Annotated in this window: 31 protein-coding genes; 10 read left to right on the top strand and 21 right to left on the bottom strand. The window is 36.2% G+C overall.

All coding sequences use genetic code 11. The features are described 5' to 3' along the window. Positions 1–13: 13 nt before the first annotated feature. From ACUXVC_RS21070 to accB, 3 genes are read right to left on the bottom strand one after another with little or no spacing between them, the layout of a single operon-like run. A complete protein-coding gene (locus ACUXVC_RS21070; protein WP_000807630.1) occupies positions 14–406 on the bottom strand; it encodes an Asp23/Gls24 family envelope stress response protein in 393 nt (130 codons plus the stop codon). Positions 407–428: 22 nt separating this feature from the next. Beyond that, on the bottom strand, positions 429–1,781 hold the full coding sequence (gene accC / locus ACUXVC_RS21075; protein ID WP_000592870.1) for an acetyl-CoA carboxylase biotin carboxylase subunit: 1,353 nt from the start codon (positions 1,779–1,781) through the stop codon (positions 429–431). Positions 1,782–1,797: 16 nt separating this feature from the next. Further along, positions 1,798–2,286: an acetyl-CoA carboxylase biotin carboxyl carrier protein gene (gene accB, locus ACUXVC_RS21080; protein ID WP_144465062.1), complete on the bottom strand. Its 489-nt coding sequence runs from the start codon at positions 2,284–2,286 to the stop codon at positions 1,798–1,800. Between the two features lie 469 nt (positions 2,287–2,755). Between accB and ACUXVC_RS21085 the strand changes: the two genes are divergently transcribed. After that, complete coding sequence (locus tag ACUXVC_RS21085; protein ID WP_002000935.1) at positions 2,756–2,950, top strand: hypothetical protein; 195 nt, start codon at positions 2,756–2,758, stop codon at positions 2,948–2,950. Positions 2,951–3,063: 113 nt separating this feature from the next. Here ACUXVC_RS21085 and ACUXVC_RS21090 read toward each other — a convergent pair whose 3' ends face one another. The 9 genes from ACUXVC_RS21090 to ACUXVC_RS21130 are packed head-to-tail and all read right to left on the bottom strand — an operon-like array spanning position 3,064 to position 8,573. Further along, the gene (locus tag ACUXVC_RS21090) at positions 3,064–3,708 is read right to left on the bottom strand and encodes a SpoIIIAH-like family protein (RefSeq protein ID WP_000914710.1); all 645 of its coding nucleotides are present in this window, start codon (positions 3,706–3,708) and stop codon (positions 3,064–3,066) included. Between the two features lie 15 nt (positions 3,709–3,723). Further along, a complete protein-coding gene (gene spoIIIAG, locus ACUXVC_RS21095) occupies positions 3,724–4,386 on the bottom strand; it encodes a stage III sporulation protein AG (protein WP_000368890.1) in 663 nt (220 codons plus the stop codon). Continuing rightward, positions 4,376–5,008 (bottom strand): stage III sporulation protein AF, encoded by a 633-nt coding sequence (spoIIIAF, locus tag ACUXVC_RS21100; RefSeq protein WP_001161037.1) that lies wholly within the window; start codon positions 5,006–5,008, stop codon positions 4,376–4,378. The genes spoIIIAG and spoIIIAF overlap by 11 nt, the downstream gene beginning before the upstream one ends. 12 nt (positions 5,009–5,020) lie before the next feature. Then, positions 5,021–6,193: a stage III sporulation protein AE gene (spoIIIAE, locus tag ACUXVC_RS21105; RefSeq protein WP_144465063.1), complete on the bottom strand. Its 1,173-nt coding sequence runs from the start codon at positions 6,191–6,193 to the stop codon at positions 5,021–5,023. Positions 6,194–6,203: 10 nt separating this feature from the next. Then, positions 6,204–6,587: a stage III sporulation protein AD gene (gene spoIIIAD / locus ACUXVC_RS21110; protein ID WP_144465064.1), complete on the bottom strand. Its 384-nt coding sequence runs from the start codon at positions 6,585–6,587 to the stop codon at positions 6,204–6,206. Positions 6,588–6,610: 23 nt separating this feature from the next. After that, entirely contained in the window at positions 6,611–6,814 is a 204-nt protein-coding gene (spoIIIAC, locus tag ACUXVC_RS21115) for a stage III sporulation protein AC (protein WP_000020914.1), read from the bottom strand. A 14-nt stretch (positions 6,815–6,828) separates the two neighbouring features. Next, positions 6,829–7,344 (bottom strand): stage III sporulation protein SpoIIIAB, encoded by a 516-nt coding sequence (gene spoIIIAB / locus ACUXVC_RS21120; protein ID WP_000238703.1) that lies wholly within the window; start codon positions 7,342–7,344, stop codon positions 6,829–6,831. Then, complete coding sequence (gene spoIIIAA / locus ACUXVC_RS21125) at positions 7,338–8,264, bottom strand: stage III sporulation protein AA (protein WP_000665907.1); 927 nt, start codon at positions 8,262–8,264, stop codon at positions 7,338–7,340. Before spoIIIAA ends, spoIIIAB begins: the two co-directional genes overlap by 7 nt. 27 nt (positions 8,265–8,291) lie before the next feature. After that, positions 8,292–8,573 (bottom strand): YqhV family protein, encoded by a 282-nt coding sequence (locus ACUXVC_RS21130; RefSeq protein WP_000816050.1) that lies wholly within the window; start codon positions 8,571–8,573, stop codon positions 8,292–8,294. 191 nt (positions 8,574–8,764) lie between these two features. Between ACUXVC_RS21130 and ACUXVC_RS21135 the strand changes: the two genes are divergently transcribed. Both ACUXVC_RS21135 and ACUXVC_RS21140 read left to right on the top strand, forming a co-directional pair. Then, entirely contained in the window at positions 8,765–9,343 is a 579-nt protein-coding gene (locus tag ACUXVC_RS21135; RefSeq protein WP_023522996.1) for a GNAT family N-acetyltransferase, read from the top strand. Beyond that, on the top strand, positions 9,324–9,626 hold the full coding sequence (locus tag ACUXVC_RS21140; protein WP_144465065.1) for a hypothetical protein: 303 nt from the start codon (positions 9,324–9,326) through the stop codon (positions 9,624–9,626). The genes ACUXVC_RS21135 and ACUXVC_RS21140 overlap by 20 nt, the downstream gene beginning before the upstream one ends. Positions 9,627–9,662: 36 nt before the next feature. Here the strand turns inward: ACUXVC_RS21140 and efp are convergent, their stop codons facing one another. From efp to ACUXVC_RS21160, 4 genes are read right to left on the bottom strand one after another with little or no spacing between them, the layout of a single operon-like run. Next, complete coding sequence (gene efp / locus ACUXVC_RS21145; protein WP_000626513.1) at positions 9,663–10,220, bottom strand: elongation factor P; 558 nt, start codon at positions 10,218–10,220, stop codon at positions 9,663–9,665. 21 nt (positions 10,221–10,241) lie between these two features. Next, positions 10,242–11,303, bottom strand: coding sequence for a Xaa-Pro dipeptidase (pepQ, locus tag ACUXVC_RS21150; RefSeq protein ID WP_000411057.1), 1,062 nt, complete (start codon positions 11,301–11,303; stop codon positions 10,242–10,244). A gap of 4 nt (positions 11,304–11,307) precedes the next feature. Further along, positions 11,308–11,748, bottom strand: coding sequence for a type II 3-dehydroquinate dehydratase (gene aroQ, locus ACUXVC_RS21155; RefSeq protein WP_000735140.1), 441 nt, complete (start codon positions 11,746–11,748; stop codon positions 11,308–11,310). 52 nt (positions 11,749–11,800) lie between these two features. Beyond that, positions 11,801–12,289 (bottom strand): YqhR family membrane protein, encoded by a 489-nt coding sequence (locus tag ACUXVC_RS21160; RefSeq protein WP_000076886.1) that lies wholly within the window; start codon positions 12,287–12,289, stop codon positions 11,801–11,803. Between the two features lie 244 nt (positions 12,290–12,533). On the opposite strand from ACUXVC_RS21160, the gene ACUXVC_RS21165 reads away from it, so the two are divergent. Together ACUXVC_RS21165 and ACUXVC_RS21170 are read left to right on the top strand one after the other, a co-directional pair. Continuing rightward, complete coding sequence (locus ACUXVC_RS21165) at positions 12,534–13,454, top strand: DUF1385 domain-containing protein (RefSeq protein ID WP_000807120.1); 921 nt, start codon at positions 12,534–12,536, stop codon at positions 13,452–13,454. A gap of 79 nt (positions 13,455–13,533) precedes the next feature. After that, entirely contained in the window at positions 13,534–13,935 is a 402-nt protein-coding gene (locus tag ACUXVC_RS21170; protein WP_001014463.1) for an SA1362 family protein, read from the top strand. Here the strand turns inward: ACUXVC_RS21170 and ACUXVC_RS21175 are convergent. From ACUXVC_RS21175 to splB, 3 genes are all read right to left on the bottom strand, one after another. Beyond that, positions 13,932–14,594: an HAD family hydrolase gene (locus ACUXVC_RS21175; protein ID WP_053565474.1), complete on the bottom strand. Its 663-nt coding sequence runs from the start codon at positions 14,592–14,594 to the stop codon at positions 13,932–13,934. The two genes, ACUXVC_RS21170 and ACUXVC_RS21175, sit on opposite strands and share 4 nt — an antisense overlap. Before the next feature lie 54 nt (positions 14,595–14,648). After that, complete coding sequence (mntR, locus tag ACUXVC_RS21180; RefSeq protein ID WP_001143080.1) at positions 14,649–15,077, bottom strand: transcriptional regulator MntR; 429 nt, start codon at positions 15,075–15,077, stop codon at positions 14,649–14,651. Between the two features lie 144 nt (positions 15,078–15,221). Beyond that, positions 15,222–16,247, bottom strand: coding sequence for a spore photoproduct lyase (gene splB, locus ACUXVC_RS21185; protein ID WP_065485176.1), 1,026 nt, complete (start codon positions 16,245–16,247; stop codon positions 15,222–15,224). Positions 16,248–16,404: 157 nt separating this feature from the next. Between splB and ACUXVC_RS21190 the strand changes: the two genes are divergently transcribed. From ACUXVC_RS21190 to ACUXVC_RS21200, 3 genes are all read left to right on the top strand, one after another. Beyond that, positions 16,405–16,722 carry a PadR family transcriptional regulator gene (locus ACUXVC_RS21190; RefSeq protein ID WP_000556083.1) on the top strand — a complete coding sequence of 106 codons (318 nt, stop codon included), beginning with the start codon at positions 16,405–16,407 and terminating at the stop codon, positions 16,720–16,722. A 5-nt stretch (positions 16,723–16,727) separates the two neighbouring features. Beyond that, positions 16,728–17,399 carry a DUF1129 family protein gene (locus tag ACUXVC_RS21195; RefSeq protein WP_144465066.1) on the top strand — a complete coding sequence of 224 codons (672 nt, stop codon included), beginning with the start codon at positions 16,728–16,730 and terminating at the stop codon, positions 17,397–17,399. Positions 17,400–17,600: 201 nt separating this feature from the next. Next, positions 17,601–18,443, top strand: coding sequence for a hypothetical protein (locus ACUXVC_RS21200; protein WP_095690224.1), 843 nt, complete (start codon positions 17,601–17,603; stop codon positions 18,441–18,443). A gap of 28 nt (positions 18,444–18,471) precedes the next feature. On the opposite strand, the gene ACUXVC_RS21205 is transcribed toward ACUXVC_RS21200, so the two are convergent. Then, positions 18,472–19,308, bottom strand: a complete 837-nt coding sequence (locus ACUXVC_RS21205; RefSeq protein ID WP_000514081.1) for a lipoate--protein ligase family protein — start codon at positions 19,306–19,308, stop codon at positions 18,472–18,474. A 170-nt stretch (positions 19,309–19,478) separates the two neighbouring features. Between ACUXVC_RS21205 and ACUXVC_RS21210 the strand changes: the two genes are divergently transcribed. Further along, positions 19,479–19,862 carry a rhodanese-like domain-containing protein gene (locus ACUXVC_RS21210; protein ID WP_000108653.1) on the top strand — a complete coding sequence of 128 codons (384 nt, stop codon included), beginning with the start codon at positions 19,479–19,481 and terminating at the stop codon, positions 19,860–19,862. Positions 19,863–19,902: 40 nt separating this feature from the next. Here the strand turns inward: ACUXVC_RS21210 and ACUXVC_RS21215 are convergent, their stop codons facing one another. Next, positions 19,903–20,439 (bottom strand): hypothetical protein, encoded by a 537-nt coding sequence (locus ACUXVC_RS21215; protein WP_033695179.1) that lies wholly within the window; start codon positions 20,437–20,439, stop codon positions 19,903–19,905. A 314-nt stretch (positions 20,440–20,753) separates the two neighbouring features. Between ACUXVC_RS21215 and ACUXVC_RS21220 the strand changes: the two genes are divergently transcribed. Then, positions 20,754–21,731 carry a LacI family DNA-binding transcriptional regulator gene (locus ACUXVC_RS21220; RefSeq protein ID WP_144465067.1) on the top strand — a complete coding sequence of 326 codons (978 nt, stop codon included), beginning with the start codon at positions 20,754–20,756 and terminating at the stop codon, positions 21,729–21,731. Positions 21,732–21,816 lie beyond the last annotated feature (85 nt).

The following is a 21,816-nucleotide window of genomic DNA, read 5'->3' on the forward strand; positions in this document are numbered from 1 at the left end:
CACCTTTTCATTCTTACACTGGTTCGATTTCTGTTTTTTGTGTTTCGAATGTTACGCCAACGATGTGAACATTCACTTCTTTTGGCTCAAGTCCTGTCATCGTAAAGAGTGCTTGGCGAATATTGTCTTGAATCTTTTGTGCAACAACTGGAATTGCTACACCAAAATACATTACAACATAAAGGTCAACGATAATATCTTCGTTTGCTAATTCAACCTTTACACCTTTACCATGATTTTTCTTACCTAACTTCTCAACAACATCTGTAGCAAAATTACCGCGCATTGCCGCTACACCTTCTACTTCAGCAGCTGCAATACCTGCAATTACTTCAATTACTTCTGGTGCAATTTCTACTTTACCAAGAGTTGTATCTTGACCCATATCTAACATATGTTCAGCCATGAAAAAAACCTCCTTTAATGTATCACTGCGTCACAAGTTCATGCTCTTCCAAAAATTTCGTATTAAACTCACCTTTTACAAAATCAGGATGATCTAGCAATTGCAAATGGAACGGGATTGTTGTATGTACGCCTTCAATGACAAATTCACTAAGTGCGCGCTTCATTTTTGCAATTGCCTCTTCACGTGTTTTTCCGTGAACAATTAATTTAGCAACCATCGAATCATAGAAAGGTGGGATTGAATATCCCGGATATACAGCTGAATCGACGCGAATACCAAATCCTCCTGGTGGTAAGTACATTTCTACTTTACCTGGAGATGGCATAAATTTTTTGGCAGGGTTTTCCGCATTAATTCGACATTCAATTGCCCAACCATTAAATTGTACTTCTTCTTGCTGTAACGATAACTTTTCTCCTGAAGCAACAAGAATTTGTTCTTTAATTAAGTCCATTCCCGTTACCATTTCAGTAACCGGATGCTCAACCTGAATTCTCGTATTCATCTCCATGAAATAAAAGGTTTTCGTTTTATATTCATAAATAAACTCAACCGTACCAGCACCTGTATAATCAACCGCTACCGCCGCTTTAACTGCCGCTTCACCCATCTGCTTGCGAATATCTTCATCAAGTGCAGGTGATGGACTTTCTTCTAATAGTTTTTGCAAACGGCGCTGAATTGTACAATCACGCTCTCCTAAATGAATGGCATTTCCGTGTGTATCTGCCATTATTTGAATCTCAACATGGCGGAAATCTTCAACGTACTTTTCTAAGTATACACCAGGGTTCCCAAAAGCGGTACTAGCTTCTTGCTGTGTAATTTGAATTCCTTTTATAAGCTCTTCTTCATGGCGTGCAACACGAATACCTTTTCCGCCACCACCTGCAGTCGCTTTAATAATAACTGGATATCCAATTTGATTAGCAAGCTCGATCGCTTCTTCGGTATTTTTAATAATCCCTTGTGAACCTGGTACAATCGGAACCCCTGCTTCTTTCATTGTATCACGAGCAACGTCTTTTGTGCCCATCTTTGAAATAGCTTCTGGACTTGGACCGATAAAAATCAAGTTACATTCACGGCATAACTCTGCGAAATCTGCATTCTCTGCTAAAAATCCGTATCCCGGATGAATAGCATCGCAGCCTGTTAACTTCGCAACGCTAATAATGTTCGTCAAATTTAAATAGCTTTCTTTCGAAATCGTTGGTCCTACACAATACGCCTCGTCTGCAATCTGTACGTGAAGTGACTCTTTATCTGCTTCTGAATAAATTGCAACTGTTTCAATATCCATTTCTTTACAAGCACGAATAATTCGTACAGCAATTTCCCCACGATTGGCTATTAATACTTTTTTTATCATCACAAAGACTCCCTTATTACGCTTTTACAAGAAATAGCGGTTGTCCATACTCAACAAGCTGTCCGTTATTAACAAGAATTTCAACAATTTCGCCCTCTACATCAGCATCAATTTCGTTAAATAACTTCATAGCCTCGACAATACATACGATAGAATCTTTCGATACTCTATCCCCAACACTTACATATGGAGGTGTATCAGGTGAAGAAGAAGAATAGAATGTACCTACCATTGGTGAGATGATCTTATGTAGGTTTTCATCTTGAACAGTTTTCTTCTCTTCTTGTTTTGGCGCTTCTGCTTGCGCTGCTGCTACTGTCGTTTCAACTTCAACAGGCGCTACTGGTTGCATAGCTTGTTTTGCTGCAGGTGCTTGCACAGCAACAACTTCATTACCACGCTTTTTCATTTTGATTGTTGTACCGTCTTTTTTGTATTCAAATTCATCAATATTAGAGCTATCAATTAATTTAATTAATTCACGAACTTCTTGAATTTTAAACATGTAAAATCCACTCCCATACTCTTGTTTGTCCCGTTTTTACAGATTCTCGTCACGAAAACTAGATTGACTGTAAAAATACGATGTATTCTATTAGAAAATATATTTCATTAACTAATAGAAATATTTACTATTTCCATCTTACGATAAATTTTTTAAACATTCCAATTTATATTTCTTTATAATAAATCGAAACTCCTGTAAAAATATTATTCCAATAAAAATTTAATACCTAGTAATAATACCAAGTTTCACATGAAATTGGCAAGACCACTTCTTAAAAAACATTCACTACTTTAGCAAAACGTTACACAGCAAACATGCCATTCCCTCTCCACTCTTCACTACACCTATAGTCAATAACATATTTTTACCAAATATTTTTTTTTTGTTTACACGCCGTTCATCATTCCTTCATATAAGAATAGTATGTTCAAAGTGTAGAAAATATATTGTGTCGAGGTGTGGAAATATGATATGGCTCATTCTCTTTTTACCTGCTGTAATCGTTTGGGCATGTGTTCTTTGCATCCACGTCAAATCCGGAAAAAGTAATCATCAGTACCATGAACCATTAATCTTTTACTCGCAACGTGTTTCTCCATTCCGAGTTGAACATAGTAAAAATAACTACAAAGACGAAATAGAAAAAAGCTATCGAAAATGATAGCTTTTTTCTATTCACACATTTACTTACATACTCTATTTTACTATTTGCATACCCTTTGCTTAATAAAAGATAATAATCCGCAGGGAAATCCCTGCGGATTAAAGTTTCACTTATTTCGCTGGTGGATCAAATTTCACACCTACATCTTTTGATCCGCCTTCACTTCTTACAAGTTGAATAATTTTATTTGCTTCTTTCTGTGAATGTTTTGCCGCTTTAACCGTTACTCTAATGTCAGTACCATCAGCTCTTACAAGAGCATCTGGATATCCTCCTTGAGATTTAATTACTGTCTCAAGTAATTCTTGCTTCGTTTCCATTGTCGTAATGGCATCAAAATTTTCTTTTGCTTTATTCTTTTCTGTCGCTGAAGCTTTTGTTGAACTCATCACTTCTTGTAATTTTGCTTTTTGTTCACTACGCTGATCTTCCATTTGCATACGTAAAGCTGTGAAATTCTCATCACTTGATTGAACTGATACATTGCCCTCTTTTTTACTTGTTTCTTTTTTTGCATTTTCTTTTTTGTCTGTTTCTTTATTTGTTGTTTCCTTGCTTGTATTTTCTTTTTTCGGAGTTTCTTTAGGTGCTTCGTTTGTTACTGCTTTATCAGTACCTTGTTTTTCTTGTCCAATCTTTTCACCTGTTGCCGGCGATGCTGTATTCATTTTGTCAGGAGTTGTCACGTAATACACAGATAGTACAACAACTAAACTTAACATCGTTAATAACCAAACTGTTTGTTTTTTTAACACTTTATTTCCTCCCTATCAATTTTTCGGTGAAACTGAAACGCGATGGGCCGGTACATCTAGCAGCCTTATCACAGCTTCTTTTACCATTGCTTTAACTTGTATATTATCCACTCCCTTTGCTACGACAAGAACACCACGTACTTTCGGCTTCTCTGTTCGTAAAACAACAGGAGTTTCTTTATCCCCTTCACGTATAATGACAGTCTTTTCATCAAGAGACTCGTCCTCTACTTCTCTCTTACCGCCTGTTTTATCTGTTTCACCTGTTGTTTGTGAGCGTTTCACTGTATTTTTTTCTAAAATTTTTTCTTCAGATGAATCTAAATTCACTTTAATCGTTACGTCTTTTACTCCTGCTATTTCTTCTAAAGCAGTTTTTAATTCTTGTTCATACGCTTTTTCATATTTTTCTACATTTGACATACTATCATTACTTTTTTGTCCGAAAGTTGGTACGTCTTTTTCTTGATTTTGAGTTTTTTGTTCTTTAAATACAGGTACTTCTTCTTTTTTACTTGAAAAGAGACTACTAGAAAACATAAGCAAAATTCCAAGTATGAGTAGGACAAGTAAAAACTTAGGTGTTACCTTTTTACCCTTCTCGTTGCTTTCTTTTTGATCCCCATTCAATAAGTTTCGAAAAAATGAGAACTTCGAATTTTTATCTTTATTGTCCATTTACTCTACCTGTCCTCCCTTCCATTTGAACTTGGATTTGTTTACCCTCTAGTTGCCACCTGCTTGAAAAGAAATCTTTCATTTCTACATTCGTTTCTTCCACTTTTTTTGGAGGCTCTTTCGTGTTAATTTCAATTGGCTTTACTGTTTCGATTGCATCATTTTTACTACGTTCTTTTTCTTTCAACGTCACAACAACAGATTGAATATCTTTCGCTGACTTTACTTCTTCTGTATTTTCTGCTGCGACTATTTGTATTTCAGAGACAGTCATACCATACTTTTTCTCAAACTCTTTTCCTACTTCTTTTTTCATTTTGGTAGCCATCTCTTCTAAACTATATGCACGTGTTAGAGCTTGTATTTCTTTTTTCTTCGAATCTATTGAATTTTTTACAGATCCTTCTGCTACGTACTTTTCTTCATTAAAATTTGCAATTACTTCATTTACATCTGTCTGCAATAGTTTAAAAAGGGGCGTTAAAATTAATACGACTAACAAAAGACTTACAACGAATTTAACGTATTTTTGCAAATTCGAATTTGGAAGAATAAGATGAAGCATTGTTGCTAAGAGCAAAAAAACGATAATATTTCTGATCCACTCTGTAACAAATTGCATACTCTTCACCTCCTACCGCATCATAAGTGTAATATTCCCCGCAGCAATAATAATTGTAATACTTAAAAAGAACATAAATGATACGATAGCTAAGCAAGCAAATACGTAAATGATGCTTCGTCCAATAATGTCTAAACATTGAATAATTACTCCGCCGCCAACCGGTTGCAATACTGCTGCTGCGAATTTATAAATAAATGCAATACAGAAAATTTGAATCGCTGGAAAAGCAACAATTAAGCATAAAATGACGAGCCCAATAATTCCGACTGTGTTTTTCAATAATCCTGATGCGCTAATAACAGTATCTGCCGCTTCTGTAAACATCCTTCCAACTACTGGAATGAAGTTTCCTGTTACAAATTTAGCAGTTTTCACAGCTATTCCATCAGCAACAGCTGTTGCTGTCCCTTGTACAGATAATACTCCTAAAAAAATTGTTAAAAAGACACCGATAATCCCTACGCTAACGTTTTGCAGAAGCTTGGATAATTTCGTCACTTTATATTGATCACTCATTGTACTTACAATACTTAATATCGTTGCCAGTAATAAAAGTGGTAGAACGATATAATTCATAAGAAGCCCACTCGTATTCATTAAGAAAATGATAACCGGATGAAAAAATGATACAGATACAACCCCGCCCCCAGTTGCTATAAGCGCCAGCAAAATTGGCAATAACGCTAATATGAAATCTACCATTGTTTGTATCGTTTCTCTTGCATATGTCATAACGACATAAAAACTATTTAAAGCAAAAATAATAAGTACCATATACACAACAGCATCAGCAATTTTACTTACGCTACTTTTTGAAAAAGCGGATTGCAGTGATTGCAACAATGCACTAAAGATTGTGAGCATAATAAGTGTGCCAAGCAGTTTTCCATTAGCAGCAAGCTCATGAAATAAATATTTTAATAACCCTATCATCCACTCTTTTAGAGAGAATTCTTTTTCTCCCTTTACAAACTCCATAAAGCTCCCTTTTTGACTCTCTGGCAAATAGCCTCCATATTTTGTAACAAGCCCGTCCCAAAATTGCTTCACATCTTCAATTCCGAGCTTATCCAATTGTTGATCAACGACGTTTGTTTCTACAGGAGAAGCTTGTACAACAACCGGTAAAGAAAAGAAAAGGAAGCAAGCAAATAGCAGCTTAGCTCCAAACCTCCTCAACATTCACTCCCCCTTATCCCGTCGGTAAAAATCCGAGAATAGTTTCAATTACAACCGTCAAAATAGGAATCGCCATAACGAGAATTAAGATTTTCCCAGCAAGTTCAATTTTCGAAGCGATGGCACCTTGACCAGCATCTTTTGTAATTTGGGCTCCAAACTCAGCAATATAAGCAATTCCAATAATCTTTAGTAACGTTTCCACGTAGACGTTACTAACTTTCGCTTCACTTGCTACTCTCTCAATCATTTGTAAAATAGAATGAATTTGATCGATTAAAAAAAGAAACATCACGCTACCTACGAACACAATAAATAAAGATGTAATACTAGATTTATGCTGATTCAAAACAGCAGCTAAAAACGTAGCAACGAGGCCTAATCCGACAATTTGTATAATTTCGATTCGAACCGCCTCCTTTACTGGAAGAGAAAGACACTTTTAATCTTGTCAAATAGCGTGTTAATTAAAAATGCAACATGAAATAAAATGACGACAAAACCGACAAGGATAACCCAATTTGCAATATCCTCCCGCTTTAATTCTTTTAGTACAGTATGAATGAAAGCTAAAACAATGCCGATTCCGGCGATTTGAAATATTAATCCAACATCAATGGACATCGCCTTTCTCCCCCCTATAGCAGTAAAATTACAATAAGTAGCCCTGCTAGTACCCCTAAGCTCTTAATCATTTTTTCGTATTGCAGTTGTAGTGCTTTCGCTTCTCCTTCTTCTCTCTCCAAATGTGTAATACATAAGCGAATATGTTTTTGTTGTGATTCACGATCATGTTGCCCGAGCGTTTCACCAAATTGCTGCAGTATTTCATACTCAGTTTGTTGAAATGCGGTTAACTTCCAGTTCTCTTTCAAACTATCTATCCACGCTTCTCTTACTGTTTGTTCCCCGCTTTGTAGTCTTCTGGCGAAACTTTGAAATATCCAATTTAATGGCTTTGGCATTTGTTTAACTAAACGCTCGGCAGCCTCAGATAAAGGTGTGTGTCCATACATAATTTCTGCTTCTAATGATTGAAGTGCTGATTTTAATAATCTAAGTTGCCTCGGCCTCTCACTATATCTTTTAGCGTATGAAAACCCGAAAAAGGTGCTGACCGCAACGATTAACACTGCACCGAATATTTTCACCATACGCCCTCAGCCTTTCTACTTGATAGCACTGGTTTTCCATATTTATCTTTCACCTGCATAACCGTTCCTGGACCCCTCGCTTTTGACAACTCCACAAACCTATCAAATATACCAAGCTCTAGCACTGCCTTTAGCGATGGACGTCTCACAACATCCTCATAGGAAAATCCGTGTGCACTTATAAAAAGCTGAACACCTGCATGCACTGCCTCCATAATTGCTTCACTATCTTCTTTACGGCCAATTTCATCTACGATCAAAATATCAGGACTCATAGAACGAATCATCATCATCATTCCTTCTGCCTTTGGACACGCGTCTAACACATCGACTCGGGTACCAAAATCATATTGCGGGATCCCTTTCACACAGCCAGCAATTTCTGACCGTTCATCAACGATCCCCACTTTACAAGAAGGAATTTCCGAAGCACTTACTCCTTGACTCATGCAACGAGCTACATCTCTTAAAAGTGTCGTTTTTCCCGTTTGCGGAGGGCCAATTACCATCGTGTTTAACCATCTTTTTTCATACAAATATGGCAAAAGCGGTTCAGCAATCCCTATTTTTTGACGAGCAATACGAATATTAAAGGAAGAGACATCACGAATCATTTTCACTGCGCTTTTTTCTGTAATGACTTTTCCCGCTAATCCGATTCTATGCCCCCCGCGAAGTGTCACATACCCACGTTTTAATTCCTCTTCCATCGTATAAATTGAGAATTGACTTAACTTATTCAGTAAGTAAATAGCATCCTCTGCAGTAGTGATATAGTCATAAAAAAACACCTTTCCGTGTGCAATACACTCTAGCGGTCTTCCAATTCGAACACGAATTTCCTCTAAAGCATCGTATTGCTTACATTCTTCAATTAAATACTTCATCGTTTTTGGTAAAACTTCTAATACCTCTTTCATCGGCTTCTCCTCACTATACTCGACTTACTATTTCAGTAATGCGATAAAAATACAGCAAATTCCAAGCGCTAGAAAAAAGAGCTTCAAGAAAGAAATTTCACTTGCTACACTCGCTATCCCAATTGTCATTGTTAAAATTAATACGGTAGGTCCAACAAACGCTAACATACCATTTATAAACAACGCTTTCTTCGCATCATTCACATAAAGCATAAGCAAAGCAGCAAATATCTCCGCACTACCTGAAAATAATCGAAGTGCTCCCATAACAAGCACGGATGTTTCCATTGCCGCTAGCCACTGTTTCATTCTTCCACCTTCTCCCGTAACAGTTACTAACTTCGTATTCTTAAAAAGAATATATTTGTACAACCATATGCAGAGGTTGTCTATTTCAGAAGTAAAAACATAATTTTTCTCTAAAGCCCGAATTAGAATCTGAATATTCATATTATTTTATGGTATATTATGGTACATTTAGTTTAAAAGGGGTATAAACCATGCAGCACGTTACTTTATTACCACTCGATTTACGCTATACAAATGTGATTTTCGAGCTATCAAGTGATCCACATATAAAAAATGCATTAGGGATAACGGTAGAAAACATCGAAGACACAAAAGCATTTCTTCTTTTCGCAATAGAAGAAGAACATCAAAAGAAATCCTTATCGAGAATGATTGTGAATGAAGAGAATGAAATAATTGGCCTCACCACACTTAAACATATTAATGATGAGAAGAAGCAATCTCACATTGGTAGTTGGCTCGGCTATCCGTACTGGGGAAAAGGCTATAACGAGGCTGCTAAAAAAGAAATCTTTAAAATCGCCTTTTTAGACTTACAACTTTCCTACGTATTTGCTGGTGCTAAAACGAATAATACCCGCTCGTTAAAAGCACAAGAAAAACTACCTTATATTTCATTGCATGTGGAAAACAAGTTTCCAGACGAATACGCTGCACTAGAGAAAGAAGTAAAGTCAACTTGCTCTTTGCATGTCGTGTCACGTGAAAATTTTTTAAACTGGTTGAGATTACAGAATGAGGGGGAAAAATATGAAGACATTGAAAATTAGTTTAACCGTTGTAGTAGAATTAGCTCTTATTTATCTTTTTTCCTTATTGGTCGGTTGGTCATTTATAGAGACATTTTTCCTTGGTAGTTTAGGGATATTCGGTACAATTTGGCTCATTGCTTTAAATATAAACCAAAATGCCAACATTGATCACACTATATATAAAACAGGTGAAGTAAAACCTTTTCATATGACATGGAGCCCTTACACAGTAGGTGCTGCTAGTCTTACAGCTTTCAGTTTTATTGTAACAGCTATTTACTATCTACCCTATTTCCTATAAAAAAAGCACTCGTGAATTATCACGAGTGCTTTTCTACTATGCACGAGAAACGTATTTACCTTCACCAGTGTTGATGATAAGCATTTCGCCTTCGTTAATGAAGATTGGTACTTGTACAACAAGACCAGTTTCTAATGTAGCTGGTTTTGTTACGTTAGAAGCAGTATCACCTTTAATACCAGGCTCTGTTTCTGTAACTTGTAATTCAACTGTGTTTGGAAGTTCAACACCAAGTACTTCGCCTTGGTAAGTCATGATTGCTACTTCCATGTTTTCTTTTAGGAATTTAAGCTCGCGCTCGATTTGTTTTTCACCAAGCTCGATTTGCTCATAAGTTCCGTTATCCATAAATACGTGAGCCTCACCACTTGCGTATAAGTATTGCATACGACGGTTTTCGATGTGTGCTTTTTCTACTTTCTCACCTGCACGGAATGTTTTCTCCTGAACAGATCCTGTGCGAATGTTACGTAGTTTAGAACGAACGAATGCAGCACCTTTACCTGGCTTTACGTGTTGGAAATCAAGTACTTGCCAAAGGGCATTGTCCACTGAAATTGTTAAACCTGTACGAAAATCGTTTACTGAAATCATGTAAAAAAATCCTCCTGTGTATTACAAAATAATAAGTTCTTTTGGTGATTTCGTAATTACTTCATTACCTTCACTTGTCACAATGATATCATCTTCAATACGTACGCCGCCAATACCTGGAATATAAATACCTGGTTCTACTGTTACAGCCATACCTGGTTCAAGTACTGTATCAGAACGGAACGCTAAACCTGGTGCTTCATGGATTTCAAGACCTATTCCATGACCAGTAGAGTGTCCAAAGTATTCACCATATCCTTTTTCCGTTATGTAATCACGCGTTAGCGCATCAGCCTCGCGACCTGTTAAACCAGCTTTAATACCGTTCACACCACGTAGTTGTGCTTCTAAAACGATATTATAAATTTCTTTTAATTTATCAGATGGTTCACCGACTGCAATCGTACGAGTAATATCAGAGCAATATCCTTTGTAATAAGCGCCGAAGTCTAATGTAACGAAATCTCCTGTTTCTATCACTTTTTCAGATGCCACGCCGTGCGGTAATGCCGAACGAAGACCTGAAGCAACGATAATATCAAACGAAGAAGATGTTGCTCCTTGTTTTCTCATGAAAAATTCAAGTTCATTTGACACTTCAATTTCAGATACTCCCGGGCGAATGAATGATAGAATATGCTCAAAGGCAGCATCTGCAATCTGTGCAGCTTCCTTTAATATCTTAATCTCTGAATCAGTCTTTATCAAGCGTAACTTTTCTACAAGTCCAGAAGTTGGGATAAATTCAGCATCAATCGCTTCCTTATGCGCTGAATAAGAACTATATGTAAGAGTATCTTGCTCAAAACCAAGCTTTTGAATTCCAAGCTCTTTCACTTGCTTTGCCACTTCATCAATGATTAATCCTGCGTGCTGTACAATCTCATATCCAACCGCTTGTTTACTTGCCTGCTCGACGTAACGGAAATCTGTAATAAATTGCGCACGATCTTTTGAAATAAGAACTACACCTGCTGTTCCTGTGAAGTTAGCCATATATCTACGACTATGTTCATTTGTTAACAAAATACCGTCAATGCCAGCCTCACCAAATGCACTTCGTAATCTTTCAATTTTCTCCATTACTTTATGCCTCCCTCAATTTCTCCATTAATGCAAATAACGCTAACTTATAGCCATAAAAACCAAATCCAACAATTTGTCCTGCACAAACAGCTGCCGTCACAGATTCGTGACGGAACGATTCACGCTGATGAATGTTAGAAATATGTACTTCAATAACAGGAATCGAAATGCTCGCAATGGCATCACGAATCGCATAGCTATAATGCGTAAATGCTCCCGGGTTTAAAATGATCCCTTCATATATATCTTCCGCTTCATGAATAATGTCGATAATGGCACCTTCATGATTCGATTGGAAACATTCTAACTCCACTCCCATTGTTTCCGCTTCTTGCTTCATATCTGCTTCAAGTGTCGCTAGCGTGCCCTTTCCATATACATTTACCTCACGAACACCGAGGCGATTTAGGTTAGGACCGTTTACGAGGAGTAACTTTTTCATATTCTTAAAACTCCTTAATATTAAATATCTATACAATATTTTAACATAGGAGTTACTTATTTGAATAGTTCGTCTTCTCTCGCCCTTCTTGCTCTACTTTATTGCTATTTACTGCGTAAGAAACAGAATATGCTATAAACACACCATACAATATAAAAATACATATTGTCGTTACAATTGTCTCTTTTGGTAAATGGAGCGCACTTTTAATAACAGGAGCCATTAAACCCATCCCCAAAAACAGTAATGCCCACCAAAATAATCCATAAATAATTCCCGCAATAATCCCTTCAAACTTCGCAAAAAATGCTTTATACAAAAAGGCAATCAAAATTGAAAGAAGTCCCATACAAACTATTCCTGACACATTCCCCCATACACCTTCCTTCCAACTTCCAAACGCAAATGGTAAAAGGAAATAATTCGGTCCCGCCTCCGTGAATGAAAATATATGAAGGAAATACCATATCCCGCCCCAAAAGATTCCACCAAACAAACCGATTTGTACAAAATTCCTTGTTCCTAATTGTTCTTGACTCACATCGACACCTCCGCTCAATAGTATGCCCGAAACTATTTTGAAGCATGTTTAAATCCTGCGAAATTTGTCTATAAAAAGAATAAGAAATGTCCGACTCTCATAACATTTTCCCTTGTCATCTACTTGTATTTGCCGATAAAATAAAGGAAACTCGGTGATTGTCTTATTTCAAAACGACAGAACCCAGTATGACAATTGCCTCTTTTTCTACATAAGAGAGAAACAAATACAGGTTGGTGTTAACATGGCAGAAGAGTCAAAACAAATATATGGCGGGCAAGCGGTCATAGAAGGAGTTATGTTTGGCGGTAGAGAATATACTGTTACAGCGGTTCGTCGTAAAGATAAATCGATTGAATTTTATCGATTACCACGCGTTCGTAATAAAGTATTATCTATCCTAAAAAAAATTCCATTTTTACGAGGTATTGCCGCTATTGTGGATGCAAGTGCGAATGGAGCAAAGCATTTAAACTTCGCTTCAGAACGATTTGACGTCCACCCAGAAGATGATGAACAAATTGCAAATAAAAAAGAAGAACAATCAAAATTAACGATGGTATTAGGAGTTGCAGCTGTTGGCGTTTTATCTTTCATATTCGGTAAAGTCATCTTCACAGCAGTTCCTGCACTATTAGCTGAATTAACGAGACCGATTTTCCCATCTCATACTGGGCAAATCATTGTCGAAAGTGTCATTAAGCTCATGCTATTATTGAGCTATATATACTTTATTTCTTTAACCCCACTTATTAAGCGGGTATTTCAGTATCACGGTGCAGAGCATAAGGTAATCAATGCTTATGAGAATAACCTTCCTCTGACTGTAGAAAACGTTCAAAAGCAAACTCGCCTCCATTATAGATGCGGCAGTAGCTTTATTATATTTACAGTCATTATTGGAATGTTCGTTTATTTCCTAGTCCCTACAGATCCTCTTTGGGCACGAGTTATAAACCGAATTTTATTAATTCCAGTTGTACTTGGTATTTCTTTTGAAGTATTGCAATTTACAAATCGATTAAGAGATATTCCCGTATTACGCGTACTTGGATATCCTGGGTTATGGCTACAACTATTAACAACGAAAGAACCAACAGATGACCAAGTGGAAGTAGCAATTGCATCGTTTGAAGAATTATTACGTTTAGAGAACAAACAATAATTATTTAAAAATGGTGTTCAACTCCTTTCCTCATCGTTAATATACTAATTTTAATATACGTTTTTAGGAGGTGTCCCTTATGAACGGTCGTTCGTTTACTTTCGCTATATTTGTGCTTATTATTGGATTGGCAATATTCGGCCTTGTTTCATCTGTTATTACAAATCCCATGGGTGTATTAAGAAATATCGGGTACATGTTACTTGTTGTCGGTATCTTTTACTTGCTATACAAGATGTTTACAAATTCCAGTGGTTCCGCAAATTCGCAAAGCTCATATAAGCGTGCGGCAAAACAATCGAACCGCAAACATGGGAAACAAAATGTAGCACCCCTAGGCAATTCTTTCTTTAAGTCAAATACTTCTAATGACAAAAGTAAAAAAGGGAATTCTTCCACTTTGAAACGAAAAAGAAAACAGTCTCATTTAACTGTCATTGAAGGAAAAAAAAGTAAAAAGAAAGACCGTGCTTCCTTTTAGGAAATACGGTCTTTTTTTATACTTTGAAGCACTTCTTTTAAACTTTTCTCTCTCATACTTTCAATTCGAAGATGATGATTTTTAAATGGTAAATTCCGTGTCACATCATTAGGTACAACAACGCACGTTAATCCCGCTGCAACTGCTGCTCTCAATCCATTTAATGAATCTTCAAATACAACAGCTTCAGATGGCTTAATTCCTAATTCTTCTATTGCAACTCGATAAAGAGCTGGATCTGGTTTTACCTTCTCAACATCTTCTCTCGTTTTAATTACTTCAAAATATTCTCGAATCTGTAGCTCTTCTAAAAAATGAATAACCCATTCTCTAGACGAACTAGAAGCTAGTGCGATTTTTAATCCCATTTCTTTCGCTTCTTCTAAATATTCTTTTACCCCGTCACGAGCTTCTGGTATTTTCATTTTCTCTTTATGTAAAGTTGCCACTTTTTCTTTTAATACACTTTTGTTAAACTTCTCTTTTAATTGATCATTTAAATATGCATAAAGTACCTCATCTGTTGTTCCAATGCATTTCGCAAATTCCTCTAAAGGTAGTTCCCCACCGTATTCACGAACAGCATCTCTGAAAGAGTGAAACCATATCGTTTCTGTGTCCACAATTAATCCATCAAAATCAAAAATAATTGCTTTCATAATTCTCCCATCCTTTTCGAATTGAAATAAAAAAGGAAACGCCATCCGTTCCCCTTAATTACTTTTCTCTTCATTTGCTTTTTGAACACCACGAAGTGTTTCCACTCGAACCTCATCTTGTTCAAAGTATTGTACTAAATCACCGATACGGTCAATTGATTCCCAACTTAAATGATGTTCAATTCCTTCTACATCATTATAAATTTTACTTTCATCCACACCGATAATGCGCATAAACTGTTCTAACAATTCATGTCGATATACGAGACGTTCCCCGATTTTTTTACCTTTTGATGTTAATACAAGCCCTCTATATTTTTCATAAATTAGATATTCGTCTTTGTCTAATTTTTGTACCATTTTTGTTACAGAGGATGGATGTACACTAAGCGCTTCAGCAATATCAGATACACGGGCATAACCCTTTTCATCAATCAACAAATAAATTTGTTCAATATAATCTTCCATACTAGGGGTAGGCATCGGTTTCCTCCATCCAATTTCATTTTGCTTATTCCGTACGAAGCAATCAATAAAATGATACACCAGAAAGAATAACGTGACAAGGTGGAAACGAGCCTAAATCTGCAAAAGTGAAAAGAACCTGTATTCAAATACAAGTTCCTTTCATGTAAAATATTGAATTTCTGCGTCAGGAAAAAAGTGATGAATATATCCTCGAATCGTTTCCTCCAATACTTCTGCATCATCTTTTTTATATACATATTTCCCAATTCCATATCGTCCCCATTTATACTTTCGCTTCTCTTCATCCATTTCAAGCTTCGTATTTGGATAACGCTCTTGAATAACCTTTTTCGCTGGTTTCGTAAAACGATGCTGAATTAATTCAAACGTTAAATTTGGTATCGTCATATCTTTCAGCGCATTGTACAGTCGCTCAAATAGTTCACGATATCCTTCTTCCCATCCTTCATGCATATAAAGTGGCGCGACTATAAAACCAAGTGGATAACCTGCACCTGCTACTTTACGTGCCGCCTCAATTCGCTCCTCAAATGGCGATGTTCCTGGTTCAAAATTTTTAATTACATATCGTGAATTTATACTAAACCTGAAACGAGTTTTCCCATTATGCTTTGCATCTAATAAATGATCAACGTGCGAATATTTCGTGACGAAACGTAAGCGCCCATATTCACTTTCTCCAATGAATTCAATCGCCCGCTTTAATGCATGTGTTAAATGATCAATCCCAACAATGTCTGATGTACACGCTGCTTCAAATCTTGTTATTTCAGGTGCCCTTTCATCCATATATTGCTTTGCCTTCTCAAATATTTCATCAAGATTCACATACACACGAACGTAAGGCTTACTCCCAAGTGTTGTTTGCAAATAGCAATAATGACAATGTCCCATACACCCTGTTGCGAGCGGAATTGCATATTCAGCTGACGGTTTTGACGTATCAAACTTTAGCGTCTTCCTTACTCCAACGACAAGTGTAGCCTTTGCATTACGATACTTTTGCAAATCATTTTCTCCTGGCAAATTTCTAATTTGATTATGTGATGTCGTTTCACGAATTTCTAATCCCATCTTCGTAAACTTCTCATAAAGCTCTTTTCCAAGCGGATATTCAAGTGCCTTTGGTTCAAAGTAAACGAGTTTTGGCATAAATGGTTTCATGTGCTTCCCTCCCTCTCGTTAGTATGGGAAACGTTAAAAAATTAACACGCATTAAAGTTTTCCACTTCAGTAACTTGCGTTGCAAGTTACTGAATGTTATAATTTGGATAACAGCTACCTTGCAACGCAAGTTACCTGAGTAAAAGGTGGTGAAATCATGCACAGCCAAATGTTAAAAGGTGTACTAGAAGGTTGCATCCTATACATCATTTCACAAGAAGAAGTGTACGGATATGAACTGAGCACAAAATTAAATAAACACGGATTTACATTCGTAAGCGAAGGAAGCATATATCCGTTATTGTTACGTATGCAAAAAGAAAAATTGATTGAAGGAACATTAAAAGCCTCCTCACTCGGTCCAAAACGAAAATATTATCACGTAACCGATAAAGGATTAGAGCAGCTTGAAGAATTTAAACAAAGCTGGGGAATGGTTTCAACTACGGTAAATAACTTATTACAGGGGGAGTGATAGGGATGAATGCACAAGACATGATTGAATTGAATAATAAAAAACGTGAGCTTCTAACTTCCGAAAACGAGGCTGCTTATGGTGATATGTTGGTATATCTTCGAATATCAAACGTACCCGAGCAACAAATGGAGGAACTGTTACTAGAAATATTAGATCACCTCATCGAAGCACAAGCAGAAAATAAAAACGCTTATGACATCTTTGGAGATAATTTACAGTCTTATTGCGATGAACTTATATCAGCTTTACCAACTCAAACAAAGTTAGAAAAAACCTCTTTAATTGGATTTTCTATTAGCTTACTTCTTGCTATACAATTTGGCATAAATGCAATTATTTCATTTTTTATGTTTCTATTTAAAAAAAACAATACATTATCAAGTCCGCCTTTTAGCATCCTTGGAACTACTTTGTCTGTTTCAATAATTATACTAGGTATACTATTTCTTTTATATTTATTAAAGCGTTACTCCTTTGATCAGAAAATGAATTGGAAAAGAAGAATTCTATTTGGATTCGCATTTGCTACTCCATTTTGTTCCGCTGTATTCTTAAATATTTATTTCCAAAAGCAACCTTATCTCATTTATCATCTAAACTTCTGGCAAAATGCTTTAATTGCTATCTTATTTTTTATTTTATATAAATTACTATATAAAAAATCAAATTTTTAACAGCCCTTCAAAAGGCTGTTTTTTCTTCTGTCTAATTTTACAAATTGAAAAATTTCATAAAGAAAATAAGAAAAATGCAAAATAATTAAAGTTAATTGTTGACGTGATGCTTTTATTATCGGTATCATAAATCTTCGTGAGCAATTATTTTTCGTTATACGATTTTTTTATTATTACTGAATTTTTGAGAGGAGAAATTAGATGTCAGTTAAGAAGAAAACGCAAGTACGCACCGGCAAAATGGTACGTGAACTAATGTTAGCAGACGAAGATGTAAATGCTTCGCTAATCATGGTATATAGTGAAAACGGTGTAAACGCAGAAATTAAAATCGAGGGCTTAACGCCGAAATGTAACGAAGAATTATTTTTGAGCGGAAACGTGGATTGGAACAAGAGTGTTATTTATAAAATTGTTGATTTCACTGGGAACGCTGAAGTTGGTAAAGTTACATTAACAGCGATGAACAAAAACAATGTTTCTCTAGAAATCGAACGCGTTATGTGGAGTAAAGAAAATAAAGAAGCTGCGGAGCAAGAAGAAACACAAGTAGAAGCAGCACCAAAAAAAGAAGTAGTTGTAGAAGCTCCAAAAGCAATTATACCTGCTCCTAAGCCTGTTACGCGTGTGGAAACACCTGCTATGGCACCTAAGCCTACTCCGGTACCGACACCGAAGCCAGTAAGCGTAGAAGCAGCTGTAGAACTAGCTACTCCAGCGCCTGTGAAAAAAGCAGTCCCTACTCCAGTTACAAAGCAAGAGTCTGCACCGGTTGCGCCTGCAAAACCGAAGCAATCTGCTTTGACTGAAACAAATACAAAACTACAAGAAAATTATGTGAAACTCGTGAAAAAGACAATTGAAGTTTGTCAAGATTACGAGCTTGGCATCGACATAGATGATTCTATTGAAAGCTTAAAAGAAGAACTACAAAGCCAAGGTATTAGCGTTACATTCGACAAAGAAATTATGGACGTTGTAAACCGCCTTCGTTCTTTACAAGATAAAGGAATCAAAGTAGAAAAAGTACTTAATTTACTATAAAAAAATAAGAGGTGGCAATTGCCATCTCTTATTTTTTATAATTCCACTCATTACTTTCATACTTTTCTTTCGCTAACGTTTGAACTTCATGTAACTGTTCTTCTGTTAATTCATATGGAACAAGTTCTACATCCAATCCTTTTTCAAAGCCAACTTCAAACGCTTTAATTAACTGTTCTATCGTAAATGTACGGTCTGTTAATTCATTAATTGCTACCGCTTTAGAAGAGAACATACTCTTCATACGTTCCTTCACACGTTCATTTGGGAATAAAAATAGATCATATAGTTCATCTAAATCAATTTCTAATGGAATCGATCCATGCTGTAAAATAACACCTTTTTGACGTGTTTGAGCACTACCAGCAATTTTTCTTCCTTCCACTACAATTTCATACCAAGATGGTGCATCAAAACATACACCTGAACGTGGATTTTTCAAATTTTCACGATCTGCTTCTGTTTTTGGAACTGCATAATATGCTTCTAACCCTAATGCCTTAAAACCATCTAATAAGCCTTGCGAAATAACACGATATGCTTCTGTAACTGTTTTCGGCATATTCGGATGATCTTCAGACACAATAACACTATACGTTAACTCTTTGTCATGTAGTACACCCCTGCCGCCTGTTTGACGACGAACGAATCCATATTTTTTTTCGTTAACTACATCCATATTAATATCTTTCTCAACACGTTGAAAATATCCAACTGTTAATGTTGGTACTTCCCATTCATAAAAACGAATTGTTGGTGGCATTTTCTTTTCACTTTGCCAATTTAACAAACATTCATCTAACGCCATATTAAATGCCGGTGAACATTGACCAGAGTTAATATAACACCATTTTTCTTTTCCCATCCTGCACCTCATATAACCAATTATTTTTCACATTCTCTAGTCTACCAAATTCGACAAAATTTGTGAAAGAATACGAAATTTCTTCTTATATGCAAATGAATCTGTTGCATAAATACATATGGGCATTATAATATTGAAAGTAGGATAAGAAAAAAGGGAGCGATAGAATCGTGTCAACAACTTGGATTATTTTATTAGCCGTAATCGTAGCATTTATCGGCTACACTGTATGGATGTACTTCTATCAGAAAAAATTAATTAAAACTCTTACAGAAGAAGAATTTCGCGCTGGCTATCGTAAAGCACAGCTTATCGATATTCGTGAAGCAGACGAATATAACGCAGGGCATATTTTAGGTGCACGTAACATTCCGTTATCACAAATTCGCCTTCGCCATAAAGAACTTCGTCAAGATCAACCTGTTTACTTATATTGCCAAAGCGGATTCCGTACAGGTCGTGCAGCGCAATACTTAAAAAAACAAGGCTACAAAGATTTCTACCAATTACAAGGTGGATTTAAATCTTGGACAGGCAAAATTAAAAAGAAATAATAACATACAAAAAACTAGCTGAATAAATCAGCTAGTTTTTTCATTTCATCTTATTCGCAATGTATAATAAATTCTGCTTGATTACCTTTTCATCGTTCTCTTCTACATTCCGATACAGCAGCTGATATTCAATTCCTTTCTCTTTCCATATAAGCGTAGCAAATTCGTCACCACGTTCATAATCATCTTTATTTTTAAAATAAGCAGACGTTCCATTATTCAGTTTCATTTGTTCTTGAAATCGCTTCTCTTCCATAAGATCCGGAAAACTATAAGGAAAGTTCGCGACATTTAACTCAATATACTCATTTCTACCTGGCTCCTTCTGTTTATATTTAATCGTTAAGACAGCGTTCTTTTTCCCAAGCGTTCTTACTTCACCCTTCACATCACTTGTAATGTCGTACGGTAAAAACGTTGGAACTTTAAACTTCACCGGAAAATATTTTGGAAGTTCCTTTAGCGGAATAGGATCCGTAACACGATCCATAGCTCCTCCTGTTGTTCCCACAAAGTGTTTTTCTTCTTGCATCGTTTGCTGAAACGAACACGAACTAAGTACAAAACTAGAAAACACGAAACAAATGATTCTTTTTTTCAATTTGTTTCCGCCCTTTCATACCGCTCTCTTAACGAACGAAGCGTTGATATGCTCTTCATATTCGCTTTGTCATCAAACTCCACCTTTGAAAACTTTCCACGTTATTCTCACACATTTTGACAACACTTTTTGCAAACAAAAAAGACCCCTATCATTCTTACGCCCAAGTGAAAAGGTTACGCGAATAAAAAGAAGTCTTATTAATACCATAGTTTGTGAAAAGCTTTTCAGGTCAAGATTTTTTCTTTCTTATTATTTTCCCTTTATAATAAGGGAAAGAGGTGATACATATGGCCAATATAAAACAAATTGCTAAAACTGCTGGTGTATCGATATCAACTGTTTCTCGTGTTCTGAATAATCACCCTTACGTAAAAGAAGAAAAGCGTAAGCGTGTTCTAGACGCTGTTGAAGAATTAAACTACGCAAAAAATATAAATGCTGTCCATTTAATAAGAGGGAAAACATATACAATTGGCGTTATGCTTCCTTTCATTAACCTCCCCTACTTCAGTACCATTATTGAAGGAATCGGTAACGAAGCATTATTAGCTGGATATCACATTAATTTATGCCAAACAAATTACGATAGCCTTGAAGAAATTCGTGTTCTTGAAATGATGAAAATGAAACAATTTGATGGGATGATTATTTGCTCCCGAACGAGCTCTTGGGAACAAATCGAACCTTTCGCAAAATTTGCCCCTATTATTTCATGTGAAAAAATGAAGCACCCCCTCATTTCATCCATCTACTTAGATCATTATGAAGGTTTCCGTCTCGGTACTGCCTATTTACTAAGTAAAGGCCATGAAAAAATCGGAATTTGTTTAGCAAGAAAAACAAGTGTAAACTCCATGGAGCGCGAAAAAGCGTTCGCCGATACCCTTCGTAACGAAGGGAAAACGTTGCATCCTGAATGGATTTTCCACCAATGCTATACAATGCAGGACGGAGCACAAATACTCCATCGTATTTTAAATATGAAAAATCGTCCAACTGCTATTTTTACAGCGAACGATCAAGTTGCAGCTGGTTTATTAACAGAGGCTCGAAAACATGGCATTCGAGTACCTGAAGACCTTGCTATCCTTGGATTTGATAATCATGAAATTTCAAAGGCATTAGAAATTTCCACAATTGAACATCCCGGTCTCGCAATGGGCTCACATGCTTTTTCTTTATTCCATAAGCAGATCCAAAGCGAGCAAATTGTCGGCAGTGCAAAAGAACTTTCATTCCATTTAATTGAGCGAGAGACTGTCTAAAAAGAGCGTTACCTATAACGCTCTTTTTCAGCTCTTCACCTATTGACATTATATTTTTTATCTCATATAATGAACCTAACGAACG

This window comes from Bacillus sp. N6 (genome assembly GCF_052805735.1).

What these genes read in the sequence shown, in the direction of transcription:
- spoIIIAA (WP_000665907.1), bottom strand. Translation starts at nt 8,264, where the DNA reads ATGAAAGAGGTATTAGAAGTTTTACCAAAAACGATGAAGTATTTAATT.
- splB (WP_065485176.1), bottom strand. Translation starts at nt 16,247, where the DNA reads ATGAAACCATTTATGCCAAAACTCGTTTACTTTGAACCAAAGGCACTT.
- ACUXVC_RS21140 (WP_144465065.1), top strand. Translation starts at nt 9,324, where the DNA reads ATGAAGACATTGAAAATTAGTTTAACCGTTGTAGTAGAATTAGCTCTT.
- ACUXVC_RS21175 (WP_053565474.1), bottom strand. Translation starts at nt 14,594, where the DNA reads ATGAAAGCAATTATTTTTGATTTTGATGGATTAATTGTGGACACAGAA.
- spoIIIAC (WP_000020914.1), bottom strand. Translation starts at nt 6,814, where the DNA reads ATGTCCATTGATGTTGGATTAATATTTCAAATCGCCGGAATCGGCATT.
- ACUXVC_RS21135 (WP_023522996.1), top strand. Translation starts at nt 8,765, where the DNA reads ATGCAGCACGTTACTTTATTACCACTCGATTTACGCTATACAAATGTG.
- ACUXVC_RS21195 (WP_144465066.1), top strand. Translation starts at nt 16,728, where the DNA reads ATGAATGCACAAGACATGATTGAATTGAATAATAAAAAACGTGAGCTT.
- ACUXVC_RS21190 (WP_000556083.1), top strand. Translation starts at nt 16,405, where the DNA reads ATGCACAGCCAAATGTTAAAAGGTGTACTAGAAGGTTGCATCCTATAC.
- mntR (WP_001143080.1), bottom strand. Translation starts at nt 15,077, where the DNA reads ATGCCTACCCCTAGTATGGAAGATTATATTGAACAAATTTATTTGTTG.
- accC (WP_000592870.1), bottom strand. Translation starts at nt 1,781, where the DNA reads ATGATAAAAAAAGTATTAATAGCCAATCGTGGGGAAATTGCTGTACGA.
- ACUXVC_RS21170 (WP_001014463.1), top strand. Translation starts at nt 13,534, where the DNA reads ATGAACGGTCGTTCGTTTACTTTCGCTATATTTGTGCTTATTATTGGA.
- ACUXVC_RS21165 (WP_000807120.1), top strand. Translation starts at nt 12,534, where the DNA reads ATGGCAGAAGAGTCAAAACAAATATATGGCGGGCAAGCGGTCATAGAA.
- ACUXVC_RS21130 (WP_000816050.1), bottom strand. Translation starts at nt 8,573, where the DNA reads ATGAAACAGTGGCTAGCGGCAATGGAAACATCCGTGCTTGTTATGGGA.
- ACUXVC_RS21220 (WP_144465067.1), top strand. Translation starts at nt 20,754, where the DNA reads ATGGCCAATATAAAACAAATTGCTAAAACTGCTGGTGTATCGATATCA.
- ACUXVC_RS21085 (WP_002000935.1), top strand. Translation starts at nt 2,756, where the DNA reads ATGATATGGCTCATTCTCTTTTTACCTGCTGTAATCGTTTGGGCATGT.
- accB (WP_144465062.1), bottom strand. Translation starts at nt 2,286, where the DNA reads ATGTTTAAAATTCAAGAAGTTCGTGAATTAATTAAATTAATTGATAGC.
- pepQ (WP_000411057.1), bottom strand. Translation starts at nt 11,303, where the DNA reads ATGGAGAAAATTGAAAGATTACGAAGTGCATTTGGTGAGGCTGGCATT.
- spoIIIAB (WP_000238703.1), bottom strand. Translation starts at nt 7,344, where the DNA reads ATGGTGAAAATATTCGGTGCAGTGTTAATCGTTGCGGTCAGCACCTTT.
- ACUXVC_RS21200 (WP_095690224.1), top strand. Translation starts at nt 17,601, where the DNA reads ATGTCAGTTAAGAAGAAAACGCAAGTACGCACCGGCAAAATGGTACGT.
- efp (WP_000626513.1), bottom strand. Translation starts at nt 10,220, where the DNA reads ATGATTTCAGTAAACGATTTTCGTACAGGTTTAACAATTTCAGTGGAC.
- aroQ (WP_000735140.1), bottom strand. Translation starts at nt 11,748, where the DNA reads ATGAAAAAGTTACTCCTCGTAAACGGTCCTAACCTAAATCGCCTCGGT.
- ACUXVC_RS21070 (WP_000807630.1), bottom strand. Translation starts at nt 406, where the DNA reads ATGGCTGAACATATGTTAGATATGGGTCAAGATACAACTCTTGGTAAA.
- ACUXVC_RS21205 (WP_000514081.1), bottom strand. Translation starts at nt 19,308, where the DNA reads ATGGGAAAAGAAAAATGGTGTTATATTAACTCTGGTCAATGTTCACCG.
- spoIIIAE (WP_144465063.1), bottom strand. Translation starts at nt 6,193, where the DNA reads ATGTTGAGGAGGTTTGGAGCTAAGCTGCTATTTGCTTGCTTCCTTTTC.
- spoIIIAF (WP_001161037.1), bottom strand. Translation starts at nt 5,008, where the DNA reads ATGCAATTTGTTACAGAGTGGATCAGAAATATTATCGTTTTTTTGCTC.
- spoIIIAG (WP_000368890.1), bottom strand. Translation starts at nt 4,386, where the DNA reads ATGGACAATAAAGATAAAAATTCGAAGTTCTCATTTTTTCGAAACTTA.